General features: G+C 72.5%; 12 protein-coding genes and 1 pseudogene. 8 read left to right on the top strand and 5 right to left on the bottom strand.

Going from position 1 to position 13268, the window contains the following annotated elements:
* Nucleotides 1–1224: glycosyltransferase 87 family protein (locus AOK11_RS03105; protein ID WP_055592073.1), on the bottom strand; the 1224-nt coding region annotated here is incomplete at its 3' end.
* 180 nt (nt 1225–1404) lie between these two features.
* Here AOK11_RS03105 and AOK11_RS03100 point away from each other — a divergent pair.
* The gene (locus AOK11_RS03100) at nt 1405–2547 is read left to right on the top strand and encodes a glycosyltransferase family 4 protein (protein WP_055592071.1); all 1143 of its coding nucleotides are present in this window, start codon (nt 1405–1407) and stop codon (nt 2545–2547) included.
* A 143-nt stretch (nt 2548–2690) separates the two neighbouring features.
* On the opposite strand, the gene AOK11_RS03095 is transcribed toward AOK11_RS03100, so the two are convergent.
* Nucleotides 2691–4502: an AMP-dependent synthetase/ligase gene (locus tag AOK11_RS03095; protein ID WP_055592070.1), complete on the bottom strand. Its 1812-nt coding sequence runs from the start codon at nt 4500–4502 to the stop codon at nt 2691–2693.
* Between the two features lie 310 nt (nt 4503–4812).
* On the opposite strand from AOK11_RS03095, the gene AOK11_RS03090 reads away from it, so the two are divergent.
* The 5 genes from AOK11_RS03090 to AOK11_RS03070 all read left to right on the top strand — a co-directional run bounded on the left by AOK11_RS03090 (nt 4813) and on the right by AOK11_RS03070 (nt 9325).
* Nucleotides 4813–5610 (top strand): metallophosphoesterase family protein, encoded by a 798-nt coding sequence (locus AOK11_RS03090; RefSeq protein WP_107098483.1) that lies wholly within the window; start codon nt 4813–4815, stop codon nt 5608–5610.
* 121 nt (nt 5611–5731) lie between these two features.
* Nucleotides 5732–6229 carry an SRPBCC family protein gene (locus tag AOK11_RS03085; protein ID WP_055592068.1) on the top strand — a complete coding sequence of 166 codons (498 nt, stop codon included), beginning with the start codon at nt 5732–5734 and terminating at the stop codon, nt 6227–6229.
* Between the two features lie 60 nt (nt 6230–6289).
* Nucleotides 6290–7510: an ArsA family ATPase gene (locus AOK11_RS03080; RefSeq protein WP_055592067.1), complete on the top strand. Its 1221-nt coding sequence runs from the start codon at nt 6290–6292 to the stop codon at nt 7508–7510.
* A gap of 57 nt (nt 7511–7567) precedes the next feature.
* On the top strand, nt 7568–8224 hold the full coding sequence (locus AOK11_RS03075) for a DUF5304 domain-containing protein (RefSeq protein WP_055592066.1): 657 nt from the start codon (nt 7568–7570) through the stop codon (nt 8222–8224).
* 147 nt (nt 8225–8371) lie between these two features.
* Nucleotides 8372–9325, top strand: coding sequence for an ROK family glucokinase (locus tag AOK11_RS03070; protein ID WP_055592065.1), 954 nt, complete (start codon nt 8372–8374; stop codon nt 9323–9325).
* 222 nt (nt 9326–9547) lie between these two features.
* Here the strand turns inward: AOK11_RS03070 and AOK11_RS03065 are convergent.
* A pseudogene (locus tag AOK11_RS03065) lies at nt 9548–9673 on the bottom strand (SAM-dependent methyltransferase); the annotation flags it as partial.
* Between the two features lie 275 nt (nt 9674–9948).
* Here AOK11_RS03065 and AOK11_RS03060 point away from each other — a divergent pair.
* On the top strand, nt 9949–10707 hold the full coding sequence (locus AOK11_RS03060) for an endonuclease/exonuclease/phosphatase family protein (RefSeq protein ID WP_055592063.1): 759 nt from the start codon (nt 9949–9951) through the stop codon (nt 10705–10707).
* Between the two features lie 12 nt (nt 10708–10719).
* Here AOK11_RS03060 and AOK11_RS03055 read toward each other — a convergent pair whose 3' ends face one another.
* Together AOK11_RS03055 and AOK11_RS03050 are read right to left on the bottom strand one after the other, a co-directional pair.
* The gene (locus AOK11_RS03055; RefSeq protein WP_055592062.1) at nt 10720–11394 is read right to left on the bottom strand and encodes a hypothetical protein; all 675 of its coding nucleotides are present in this window, start codon (nt 11392–11394) and stop codon (nt 10720–10722) included.
* On the bottom strand, nt 11387–12184 hold the full coding sequence (locus AOK11_RS03050; RefSeq protein WP_055592061.1) for an alpha/beta hydrolase: 798 nt from the start codon (nt 12182–12184) through the stop codon (nt 11387–11389). Before AOK11_RS03050 ends, AOK11_RS03055 begins: the two co-directional genes overlap by 8 nt.
* 201 nt (nt 12185–12385) lie before the next feature.
* Here AOK11_RS03050 and AOK11_RS03045 point away from each other — a divergent pair, with 201 nt between their 5' ends.
* Nucleotides 12386–13231, top strand: a complete 846-nt coding sequence (locus tag AOK11_RS03045) for a lysophospholipid acyltransferase family protein (RefSeq protein WP_055592072.1) — start codon at nt 12386–12388, stop codon at nt 13229–13231.
* Nucleotides 13232–13268: the final 37 nt, after the last annotated feature.

Raw genomic sequence — 13268 nt, 5'->3', positions numbered from 1 at the left:
GGCCGGGGCCTTCGCGGCGCGGGCCGCCGGAGCGGGGGCCGGGCCGGCCGGAAGCCCGTGCGTGACCGTCGAGCGCCACAGCGTGCGGGCGGCGAGGAACGTGGCCGCCACCAGCAGGCCGTTGCGCACGAACAGCAGGGTGACACCGAGCGCGTCACTGGCCACGACGTGGGCGAACCACAGCGGGAACTCCAGCACCGTCACGAACGACGCGACCAGCACCAGGGTCACCGGCACCCGCATCCGGCTCGCCCGGTGGCACAGACAGACCGCGGCGAGCCCGACCAGCCACACCACGTACTGCGGGCTGATCACCCGGCTGGTGGTGGTGAACATCAGCACCGCCACGAACGCGGCGTCGACGAAGGTGTGCGGCTCGAAACGGCGGGCCTGCAGCCGCCACAGCAGCAGCCAGGCCAGCGCCGCCCCGCTCAGGAACATCGCGCCCGCGCTGACCCGGTCCACGTACGGGCCGAGGAACTCCACCGAGCCGTAGTTCAGCAGCACCTCGCCGTCCCAGCCGTAATGCCGGGCGACATGGAAGACCAGCGCGCCCAGCGACTCCACCTCCGTGCCCCGGTCGCGCTGGAAACCCAGGAACGCGAACGCCCCCGGCATCAGCGCCGCGAACACGGCCGCCGCACCGGCCCCGGTCACCACGGCCGACACCCACGCGGAACGCCGGCGGACACCGAGCAGCAGCATCGCCGGCCACACCTTCAGCAGCGCGCCGAACGCCGCCAGCGCCCCCAGCAGCCGGGGACGCCGGGACCCGGCCAGCAGCGCGGCCACCGCCACCGCGGTCACCATCACGTCGTAGCGGGCGTACACCGTGGGCCCGAGGAGCGGCACGCCCGCCACCCACACCCAGGCACCGAGCCGGGTCCGGCCCGGCCGGCCGCCCGCGTACAGCAGCAGGGCCAGGGTGGCCAGGTCGGCGAGGAACACCAGGACGAAGAACGCCGTCGCGTACTCCAGGAACGGCAGCAGGCCGGGGGAGAGGATCGCCAGCGCCGCCGCGGGCGGGTACTGCCAGGTGACGTCGTCCAGCGGGAACGTTCCGGCGCGCAGGACGTCGTACCAGCCCTGGTAGATCACGGACACGTCGCTGGTGACGTCCGGGCCGGGGAAGACGATCACCTTCAGGACGAACAACAGCAGCAGCGCTCTCGTCAGTCCCCACACCAGCAGAGGCCGGAACACCGCCTGCCGGCGCGCCGGCAGCCGAGCCGGGTACCCGCGCGAGCCCGTCGTGTCCACCTGATCCCTGCCCGTCCGTGCGCGTCCGCGTGCGGCCCTGAAGGGCCCTGAGGAGGCCTGATGTCCCGCGCCCTTGAGAGAGAGTGCCACAGCGGCCCGCCGCGCCCACGGTCCGGACACACCGGTTCGGTAGGGTCTGCCACGATGCACAGGACCTTGATCGTGACCAACGACTTCCCGCCCAGGCCGGGCGGTATCCAGGCGTTTCTGCACAACATGGCGCTGCGCCTCGATCCCGCGCAGCTCGTCGTGTACGCCTCGACCTGGAAGCGCTCCCGGGAGGGCGTCCGGGCCACCGCCGCCTTCGACGCCGAGCAGCCCTTCACCGTCGTACGCGCCCGTACGCCGATGCTGCTGCCGACCCCGCAGGCGACCCGGCAGGCCGTCGGGCTGCTGCGCGAACACGGATGCACCTCGGTCTGGTTCGGGGCGGCGGCGCCGCTCGGACTGATGGCGCCGGCGCTGCGCCGGGCGGGCGCCGAGCGGATCGTGGCCACCACCCACGGCCACGAGGCCGGCTGGGCCCAGCTGCCCGCGGCCCGGCAACTGCTGCGCCGGATCGGGGAGTCCACGGACACGATCACCTACCTCGGCGAGTACACGCGCTCGCGGATCGCCGGCGCGCTCACCCCCGAGGCGGCCGCGCGGATGGTGCAACTGCCGCCCGGGGTCGACGAGAAGACCTTCCATCCGGGCTCGGGCGGTGACGAGGTCCGGGCGCGGCTCGGCCTGACGGACCGTCCGGTGGTCGTCTGCGTCTCCCGGCTGGTGCCGCGCAAGGGCCAGGACACGCTGATCCGCGCGATGCCCGCGATCCTCGCCGCCGAGCCGGACGCCGTCCTGCTGATCGTCGGCGGCGGGCCCTACGAGAAGGACCTGCGCCGCCTCGCGCACGACACCGGGGTGGCCGGCTCCGTCCGTTTCACCGGACCCGTGCCCTGGTCCGAGCTGCCCGCCCACTACGGCGCCGGCGACGTCTTCGCGATGCCGTGCAGGACCCGGCGCGGGGGACTGGACGTCGAGGGGCTCGGGATCGTCTACCTGGAGGCCTCCGCGACCGGCCTGCCCGTCGTCGCCGGCGACTCCGGCGGCGCCCCCGACGCGGTCCTCGACGGCGAGACCGGCTGGGTCGTCCGCGGCGACACTCCCGCCGAGTCCGCCGACCGCATCATCACCCTCCTGGCCGACCCCGAACTCCGCCACCGCATGGGCGAACGGGGCCGGGCCTGGGTCGAGCAGAAATGGCGCTGGGACCTCCTGGCGGAAACCCTGAAGACCCTGCTGTAACCGGCTTCGGGGAGGGGAGGCGGGGGCGAAAAAGCTCCGCCTCCCCCGCCGCACACCACAACGCGGGCCCCCCGCACCACAGGGAACCCGCGCCATGACCGACCCACGACCGCCGGCCCCCGACCACCGGCCGGCCCCGAGCCCTACTTCGCGTAGATCGCCTCGATCTCATGAGCGAAGTCCTTCGCCACCACGTTCCGCTTCAGCTTCAGCGACGGAGTCAGATGACCCGACTCCTCCGTGAACTGCGAAGGCAGCACCCGGAACTTCCGCACCGACTCCGCCTTGGAGACCGCCGCGTTCCCGTCGTCGACAGCCCTCTGAATCGCGGCGAGCAGCTCGGGGTCCTCGCTCAGCGCCGCCGCCGTCGACCCCTCGGGTTTCCCGTGCTCCGCCACCCAGCGGCCCAGGAACTCCTCGTCGAGCGTGACCAGCGCGCCCACGAACGGCCGCCCGTCGCCGACGACCATGCACTCCGCGACCAGCGCGTGCGCGCGGATCCGGTCCTCGATCACCGCCGGGGCGACGTTCTTGCCGCCCGCCGTGACGAGGATCTCCTTCTTGCGACCGGTGATCCGCAGATACCCGTCCTCGTCGAGGGTGCCGATGTCACCCGTGTGGAACCAGCCGTCGGCGAGCGCCTCCGCGGTCGCTCCCGGGTTGTTCCAGTACTCCTTGAACAGGTGCTCGCCGTGCAGCAGCACCTCGCCGTCGTCGGCGATGCGGACCACCGAACCGGGCAGCGGCTGCCCGACCGTGCCGATCTTCTGCCGGTCCCAGGGGTTGAACGTGGTGGCCGCGCACGACTCGGTGAGCCCGTAGCCCTCCAGCACCGTGAAACCGATGCCGCGGAAGAAGTGACCGAGGCGCTCGCCCAGCGGGGCGCCGCCGGAGATGGCGGCCTCGCCACGTCCTCCGAGCACCGCGCGCAGCTTGCCGTACACGAGCTTGTCGAACACCTTGTGCTTGATCTTCAGACCGAGGGACGGCCCCGACGGCGTGTCCAGCGCCTTGCTGTACGCGATCGCGGTGTCCGCGGCCTTGTCGAAGATCTGGCCCTTGCCGTCGGCCTGGGCCTTGGCCCGCGCCGAGTTGTAGACCTTCTCGAAGACCCGCGGCACGCCCAGGATCAGCGTCGGCCGGAACGAGGCCAGTTCGTCGGTGAGCTGCTTGATGTCGGGGACGCAGCCCAGCTTGATCGGCGCGATCATCGGCGCGATCTGCACCAGCCGGCCGAAGACGTGCGCGAGCGGAAGGAAGAGCAGGACCGAGCACTCGCCGGTACGGAACAGCGGACGCAGCCGTTCCACGATGTTGCCGCACTCGGCGAAGAAGCTGCGGTGGGTGAGCACACAGCCCTTGGGCCGGCCGGTGGTCCCGGAGGTGTAGATGATGGTCGCCGGGTCGTCGGCGCCGGCGACGGAGCTGCGTTCCTCGACCGTCTCGTCGGCGACGTCCCGGCCCAGGCGGCCCAGCTCCTCCACCGCGCCGTCCCCGGCCGCGCCGCGGTCGATCTGCCACACGTGCTTCAGCGCGGTCAGCCGGTCGCGCACCGACTCGACGGTGGCGGAGTGGCCGTCCGACTCCACCACACAGGCGGTGGCGCCGGAGTCGCCGAGGATCCAGGCCACCTGCTCCGCCGAGCTCGTCTCGTACACCGGCACCGTGACCGCGCCGGTGCTCCAGATGGCGAAGTCGAGCAGCGTCCACTCGTAGCGGGTGCGCGACATCAGGGCGACCCGGTCGCCGGGCTGGACGCCGGAGGCGATGAGTCCCTTGGCGGCCTCCCGCACCTCGGCGAGGAAGACGGTGGCCGTCACGTCCTGCCACACGCCGGCGACCTTGCGGGCCATGACGGCGACATCGGGATGCTGCGCGGCGTTTCTGCGGACGATGTCGGTCAGATTGCCGTCCGCAGGGACCTCGTACAAAGCCGGAAGGCTGAACTCGCGCAAGACTGCTGCTCCTCTTAGGGCGCCGGCGCCACGACGGTGTGGGATGCGACGACAACGCGGTCCAAGGCTCGGGCGGGTGCTCGAGGATTCATCTGTTGAAAACCTGAGCACGAGTGGACTGCCCGGACGTTACCCGCCGGTATGGCCGGAACGACAGGGGGTCCGGTGAGATGTTCGCTGCGTCACACACGTCGGTGAACGGGTTGATTACCCTCGCGCACAGTAGTGCACCCCCTTGAGGGGGAGCCAGTAACCGCAGGTCCGGCCACCACTGTTCACGAGGGCCGCACCCTGGTTACGCTTGATCGCCATGGCATCCACACCGGCCGGAAACCGGCGTACGCGCGTTCATGTGGTCAGTGACGTCCATGGCAACGCCCGGGACCTGGCCACGGCCGGTGACGGCGCCGACGCCCTGATCTGCCTGGGCGACCTGGTGCTCTTCCTCGACTACGCCGACCACTCGCGCGGCATCTTCCCCGACCTGTTCGGCACCGAGAACGCCGACCGCATCGTGGAACTGCGCACCGCCCGCCGCTTCGAGGAGGCGCGCGACTTCCAGGCCCGGCTGTGGGCGGGCATCGGCGCGGACCGCGCCTCGGCGATCCGCGAGGCGGTGCGCAAGCAGTACGCCGAGCTGTTCGCCGCCTTCCCCGCCCCCACGTACGCCACGTACGGAAATGTCGACATGCCGGCTCTGTGGCCGGAGTACGCCGGCCCCGGCACCACCGTCCTCGACGGCGAACGGGTGGAGATCGGCGGCCGGGTCTTCGGCTTCGTCGGCGGCGGACTGCGCACGCCCATGCGCACGCCGTACGAGATCAGCGACGAGGAGTACGCGGCGAAGATCGAGGCCGTCGGCGAGGTCGACGTGCTGTGCACGCACATCCCGCCGGAGGTCCCGGAGCTGGTGTACGACACCGTCGCCCGCCGTTTCGAGCGCGGCAGCCGTGCCCTGCTGGACGCCATCCACCGCACCCGGCCCCGGTACGCGCTGTTCGGGCATGTGCACCAGCCGCTGGCCCGGCGCATGCGGGTCGGGGCCACCGAGTGCGTGAACGTGGGGCACTTCGCGAGCAGCGGCCGGCCCTGGGTCCTCGAATGGTGAGGATGTCCCAGGTCGGGTGACTTGCGCCGGCGGGGCGCGCGATAGCCTTCCGCTGCACGGGCGTGCGCGTGGGCCGCGCACGGCGATCCGACTACGGCCCGCATCTGGAGGAGCCACGGCGATGGCGGAACACACCAGCTCGAGCATCACGATCGAGGCGGCACCGGCCGAGGTCATGGGGGTGATCGCCGACTTCGCCCGTTATCCGGACTGGACCGGCGAGGTGAAGGAGGCGGAAGTCCTCGAGACCGACGGCCAGGGCCGTGCGGAGCAGGTGCGCCTCGTCATGGACGCCGGCGCGATCAAGGACGACCAGACCCTCGCGTACACCTGGACCGGTGAGCACGAGGTGTCCTGGACGCTGGTGAAGTCCCAGATGCTGCGCTCCCTGGACGGCTCCTACCTCCTGAAGCCGGCCGGCGCGGACGCCACCGAGGTCACCTACCGGCTCACCGTCGACGTCAAGATCCCGATGCTCGGCATGATCAAGCGCAAGGCCGAGAAGGTCATCATCGACCGGGCCCTGGCGGGACTGAAGAAGCGGGTGGAGGCCGGCGAGGAGCCGGGCACCGACGCCGAGCCGGGGACCGGATCCGGCGGGAAGCCGGGCGCCGAGTAGCACGCTGTCGCCCTTCCGGCCGGTCGGAGGCGGGTACGTGCACCGGTAGCGTTCACCCCCATGCGTACCCTCCTGATCACGGGCCCCGGCGGCAGCGGACGTACCACCGTCGCGGCGGCCACCGCGCTCGCCGCCGCCCGTGCGGGCGCCCGCGTCCTGCTGCTCGGCACCGACCGGACGGACACGCTGGGAGCGGTGCTGGGCACGCCCGTCGGCACCGTGCCCGGAGAGGTCGTCCCGGGCCTCACCGCGCGACGGGTCGACGCCGGCGAGGACTTCCGCGCCGACCTGGCCGCACTGCAGGACCGGGCCGCCTCGGCGTTCGACCTGCTCGGCGCGTCCCGGCTCGACCCCGAGGAGTTCGGCCCGCTGCCCGGAGCCGAGGAACTCTCCGTGCTGCGCGCCCTGCGGGACGCCGCGCTGTCCCCGGCGCACGACCTGCTCGTCGTCGACCTGCCGCCCGCCGAGCGGGCCCTGGCCCTGTTCGCCCTCCCCGAGGACCTCCGCCGCGCCATGCGCAGGCTGCTTCCGCCGGAACGCCAGGCCGCCCGCGCCCTGCGCCCCGTGCTCGGCCGCCTCGCCGGGGTGCCGATGCCCGCGGAATGGCTGTACGGGACGGCCGCCCGGTGGGACACCGAACTGGCCGCCGTCGAAGCCGTCCTCGCCGACCGGAACACCACCGTACGGCTGGTCGCCGAACCCGGCCCCGCCGGCGCCGCCGCCGTACGCACCGCGGGACTCGGCCTCGCCCTGCGCGCACTGCGCCCCGACGTGCTGGTCGCCGGCCGGGTACTGCCCGAGAGCGTCGAGGACAGCTGGCTCGCCGGTCCGGTCGCCCAGCAGCGCAAGACGCTGGACGAGTGGCGCCAGACGTACGACGTCCGCCCCGTCGCCCACCTCGGCCGCGATCCGCGCGGCCCGGACGACCTGACCGCGCTCGCCGTACCGGGTGTGCCCGCCGCACCCGCCGCATCCGTATCCGCTGCCTCTACTTCCTCCGGCGGCAGGGCGGGGCCCGTGACGGCCGAGTGGCCCGTCACCGACCGGCTCGCCGAGGACGGCGTCCTGGTCTGGCACATTCCGCTGCCCGGCGCCCGGCGCGAGGAACTGGACCTGATCCGGCACGGCGACGAAATCGCCGTCACCGCCGGTCCGTTCCGGCGGACGGTCCCGCTGCCCTCCGCGCTGCGCCGCTGCACCGTCGACGGCGCGGCCCTGCGCGAGGACGAACTGCGCATCCGGTTCCGGCCGGATCCGCGGCTGTGGCCGCGCACCCCGTGAAGCCGGTACCCCCGTTCAGGTACCGTCGGAGGGGCCGACCGTAGTCAGGAGTCCGTCATGAGCGAACAGCTCCCCCCGCCCGACGACACCGGGGACGAGCCCGTGGGCGATTCCGCGTCCGACGCGCGCACGGCCGCCACCGACGACGTACGGCCCGGTGACTCCGACGTACGGGCCGTCGACGCGGACGCCTGGGCGACGGCGTGCGCCGAGGACCTCGAGGCGGAGAAGGCCCGCCGCCGCGCCCGGTACGGACCGCCCCCCGCGTCGGCCGCCGAGGAACTGCGCAAGCTCGCCGACGTGGTCGCGGAGAAGCTCGACCGGCTCACCGGGCTCGGGTCGCCGCTGTTCGGCGCGGTCGCCGGACCGGCGGCGCAGCAGGTGGTGCGGCAGGTCGTCCAGCAGGCCAAGGCGGCCGTGGAACCGGTCGTCGACCGCAACCCGGACGTCTTCGACCACCTCGCCGCCGCCGGCAACGAACTCCTCGCCGCCTACCGCTCCGCGGTCCAGGAGCAGGAGCGCCGCTGGACCACCCGCGACACCCGCCCCTGGGACCCGGACGAGGCCAAGGACGACAAGGACGACAAGGGCACCAAGGATCCCGCGGACGCCACGGACGGGAACCGGGAGCGCGACGGCGGCACGGACGGGGACCACCGCCGTGACCGGGGCGACGAGCCCGGCTCCGGCGGGGAACGCATCGACCTGGACTGAGGAGCGGTGACGGCCCGAGGACCCATGCCGGTGGAGATCCCCCGGGAGGGCCCCGGAGTCCCGCACGGGTGTCCCGTACCGGGAGGCCGGCCCCATGGCCTCGGGTACCGTGGGCGGTAGCGGGGCTCGACCGGAACTGAGGGATTCATGGGACTCACCATCGGCGTCGACATCGGCGGCACCAAGATCGCGGCCGGCGTGGTCGATGAGGACGGCAACATCCTCTCGGTCCACAAGGTGCCGACCCCGGGCACGCCCGACGGCATCGTGGACGCCATCGCCTCCGCGGTGGAGGGAGCACGCGCGGGCAACGAGATCGTCGGCGTGGGAATCGGTGCGGCCGGATACGTCAACCGCCAGCGTTCGACGGTGTACTTCGCCCCCAACATCGACTGGCGCCAGGAGCCGCTGAAGCAGAAGGTCGAGGCCCGCGTGGGTCTTCCGGTCGTCGTGGAGAACGACGCGAACGCGGCGGCCTGGGGCGAGTACAAGTTCGGCGCAGGCAAGGGCCACCGCAACGTCATCTGCATCACGCTCGGCACCGGCCTCGGCGGCGGCGTCATCATCGGCAACAAGCTGCGCCGGGGCCACTTCGGCGTGGCCGCCGAGTTCGGGCACATCCGGATGGTCCCGGACGGCCTGCTGTGCGGCTGCGGTTCACAGGGCTGCTGGGAGCAGTACGCCTCCGGCCGCGCCCTCGTCCGGTACGCCACCCAGCGCGCCAACGCGACCCCGGAGAACGCGGAGACGCTGCTCGCCCTCGGCGACGGCACCCCCGAGGGCATCGAGGGCAAGCACGTCTCCATGGCCGCCCGGCAGGGCGACCCGGTGGCCGTCGACTCCTACCGTGAGCTGGCCCGCTGGGTCGGCGCCGGCCTGGCCGACCTCGCCTCCCTCTTCGACCCCTCCGCCTTCATCGTCGGCGGCGGCCTCTCCGACGAGGGGGAACTGCTCCTCGACCCGATCCGCAAGTCGTACAAGCGCTGGCTGGTGGGCGGCAACTGGCGCCCGGTCGCCGACGTCCGGGCCGCCGAGCTCGGCAACAAGGCCGGCCTGGTGGGCGCGGCCGACCTGGCCCGGGAACCCGATCCGGTGATGTGACCTCCCCACCCACCCCTGCGCACGGCGGCGCCCGCCCGACCCCTCGGGGGACGGCGGGCGCCGCCGTCCCCCGAGGAGGGCGAGCCCGGTGCGCAGGTGTTCGCGCACCTTCGCACGAGACGCCGTCCCCGCCCGTGGGACCGTCCCGGGCCGGGATCACCCCTTGCGTGCCACCGCCACGTAGGACCCGCTGAGCACGTTCTCCTGGCCGGGGACCGGCTCCCCCAGCTCCTCGTCCACCGGGTAGTTGTCCTTGCCGCCGAGGAACCAGTCGTACATCCGCGCGGGGTGCGGCTTGCCGGTGTCGATCCGTAGGGAGGTGTCCCTGCCCGCGTCCTGCTGCTCCACCGTGATTCCCCTTGCCGCGCCCGGGAGTTGACCTGTGATCGTGACCGTCACGATAGCCAGGACCTGATCGGCTCGGCGCGCCGGGCAGGCCTTTCGGTATCCGTCCCCGCCGCGTCGGGGCCGGTGATCCCGGCGCGGCGCGCGGCGGTGAGCGAGGGAGCGGCGGTGAGCGCCGAGGCGCCGGTTCTCCGGCCGCCGAGGCCCTCGCCACGGTCACCGACCGGTTCGTTTCGTACCGATGCCGGCCCGGTGCGGGTCGGCGTATCTTGATCCGCATGGCGACGACCCCGCTGCTGCCCGACTCCCGGACCGAGTCCGACGGTTCGGCCGTGATCCGTGTGCTGAGCTACAACATCCGGTCGATGTACGACGACACGGACGCCCTCGCCCGGGTGATCACCGCGTGCGCCCCCGATCTGCTCCTGATCCAGGAGGCGCCGCGGTTCTTCCGCTGGCGCAAGAAACTGGCCCGGCTGGCCTCCGCCTCCGGGCTGGTGGTCCTCTCCGGGGGCGCCACGGCCGCCGGTCCCGCGATCATGTGCTCGCTGCGGGCGACCGTCGAGCGCACCGAGGACGTGCTGCTGCCGCTCACCCCGGGACTGCACCGGCGCGGCTTCGCCACCGCCGTCGTACGGTTCGGCGGGGCCCGGCTCGGGGTGCTGAGCTGCCATCTGTCGCTGCAGAAGGACGAGCGGTACGCACAGGGCGGCATGCTCCTGGACCGGCTCGCCGGGATGGGCGTGGAGCACGTGGTCGCCGGCGGCGATCTGAACGAGCGGCCGGACGGCCGTACCTTCCGCCGGCTGGCGGGCGAGGAGCTGACGGACTGCTGGGCGGCGGCGCCCTGGGGCGGCGAGTACACCTCGACCCCCGCCGATCCGCACCAGCGCATCGACGCGCTCTTCACGAGCAAGGGTGTCGAGGTCCTGGGCTGCGGGGTGCCGCACGGTCAGCCCGGGGTGACCGGGACCGACCTGAGGGCGGCCACGGACCACCTTCCGGTCCTGGCCGCCCTCAGAATCCCGGCCGCCTGATCCCTGGCGCCCTCAGACCACCGCGCCCCGGCCCGGGTCGTCGTCCTCGTCGTCCGTGCGCATGCGCATCACCAGCGTGGCGAAACCGCCCAGGAAGCCGCCGATGCACAGCGTGGTCAGCCACCAGGTCATCTCCCAGCCGAGCAGTACCGCCAGCAGGAGCAGCACCGGACCGCCCAGGACCCCCAGCCACGCGAACTTGGACGTGACGTCGGTCTCGGGCAGCGGCGGGGGCTCCGGCGGTACGAAGTGGCCCTCGTCGCCGTCGTCGAAGTCGTTCTCCGACGGCTCGGACACGCTGTAGTCGCGCGGGCCGCCCACGCCCGGGGCGAAGGCGACCGAACCGCCCAGCGGCTTGACCGGCTTGTCCCCGGCCCGCGTCGGCGCCTCGGCCGGCGCTCCGTCGTCGGCGGCCTCGGTCCGCGTGTCGGTGTTGGTGTCGGACTCCAGCAGCGCCAGGTCCTCGACCGACTTGAACGGCTTGGCACCCGACGGGTCCGGCGGCTCGGCACCGTACCCGGCGACGATCGCCTCCCACGCGGCGTCCTCGTCGAAGGGGACGTCCTGGTCCTGATGCTCCGGGCCACTGCCGTCACGCCCCCGGCCCGCGCGGGCCTCGCGCGCCTCGCGGGCCTCCTGGTCCTCACGCCCTTCGCGGTCCTCGCGGTCCGAGTCGTGCTCAGCCACCTGTGGTCGTCCCTTCCTTGCCGAGACCGGACTCCTTGACGGCGCCGGGTGCGAGCCGTCCGATGAACGCGGTGCTCTCCTGGAAGATCCGCTCCGCGTCGTGGTCCAACGTCGCCACGTGGTAGCTCTGTTCCAGCAGGACCTCCGTCACGTCGAGCGACGAGACGCGGCCGAGGATCCGGGCCGAGTCCGCGGGCGGCACCACATGGTCCTGCGGGCTGCGCAGGAGCAGCAGCGGCTGGGTGACCTGGGGAAGCTCGCCGTCGAGCAGGCGCAGGAAGGTGCGCAGGGAGTGCGCCGCGTGCAGCGGCACCCGGTCGTAGCCCAGCTCCTCCACCGACGGCTTGGCGATGTCACTCGCGATGCCCTTCGTCGCCGGGACGAGATGACGGAGCACCGGGAGGGCGTGCGCGGCCACACCGTGCACCCGGTTCGCCGGGTTGACGACCATGACACCGCTCACCGCGTCGCCGTGCCGCGCGGCCAGGCGCAGGGCCAGCGCGCCGCCCATGGACAGACCGGCCACGAACACGCGCGAACAGCGGTCCCGCAGCAGTCGCAGCTCGCGGTCCACCTCCGCGTACCAGTCCTGCCAGCCGGTGGTCCGCAGGTCCTCCCAGCGGGTGCCGTGTCCCGGGAGCAGGGGCAGCGAGACGGTCAGGCCGTGCTCGGCGAAATGCTCCGCCCACGGGCGCAGCGACTGAGGCGAACCGGTGAAGCCGTGGCAGAGGAGGACAGCGGCCTCCCCGCCCTCGTGGCGATACGGCTCGGCTCCGGTCAGGAGCGGCACTTTCGGCCTCCCGGTCGTAAGAGTCGTCGGAGTCGTGGAAAGAAAGGAGTCGAGGAAGTCGACGGGCTGCACACGGGTTGCAGGACCTTCACCGTACGCGACCGCACTGACACCGACCAGGGTCGTCGGAGCCATTGACGGGACTCCGGGTTAGGGTCTGACCCATACAAAGAGGAAGGCACTCGGTTGTTGTACGGCGCGATGAAGGTCACCGTCGGAGGGTCGCTGAAGCTTGCCTTCAGGCCCTGGGTGGAGGGCCTGGAGAACGTCCCCGCCGAGGGTCCCGCCATCCTGGCCAGTAACCACCTGTCGTTCTCCGACTCCTTCTTCCTGCCGGCCGTCCTCGACCGCAAGGTCACCTTCATAGCCAAGGCCGAGTACTTCACCACACCGGGGGTGAAGGGCCGGCTGACGGCCGCCTTCTTCAAGGGCGTCGGGCAGCTCCCGGTGGACCGCTCCGGCGCGCGCGGTGCCGGTGAGGCGGCGATCAAGAGCGGCATAGAGGTCCTCGAACGCGGCGAACTGTTCGGCATCTACCCCGAGGGCACCCGCTCGCCCGACGGCCGTCTCTACCGCGGCAAGCCGGGTGGCCTCGCCCGCGTGGCGCTCGCCACCGGCGCGCCCGTGCTCCCGGTCGCCATGATCGACACGGAGAAGGTCCAGCCGCCGGGGAAGGTCGTCCCGAAGCTGATCCGGCCGGGCATCCGCATCGGCAGGCCGCTGGAGTTCAGCCGCTACCAGGGCATGGAACACGACCGTTTCGTGCTCCGCGCGGTGACCGACGAGGTCATGTACGAGATCATGAAGCTCTCCGGCCAGGAGTACGTCGACGTGTACGCGACCGCCATGAAGCGGCAGCTCGCGGAGGCGGTGAAGGCCGAGAAGGACGCCGAGAAGGCGGAGAAGGCCGAGCTCGCCCGCGCCGAGAAGGCGGAGAGGGAAGCGGCGAAAGAAGCGGCGAGGGAACTGCAGAAGGAACTCCGGAAGGAAGCGGAGAAGGAAGCCCAGAGGGAGCAGGCTGCCGAGCAGCGGCGGTCCGACCCCTAGGGCTTGCGACCGGGGGGCGGGGGCCGGGGGCGAAGGG

This window comes from Streptomyces hirsutus (assembly GCF_001418415.1).
In the GTDB taxonomy this organism is placed as follows: domain Bacteria; phylum Actinomycetota; class Actinomycetes; order Streptomycetales; family Streptomycetaceae; genus Streptomyces; species Streptomyces hirsutus.
This window is presented reverse-complemented; position numbering and strand designations above follow the sequence as displayed.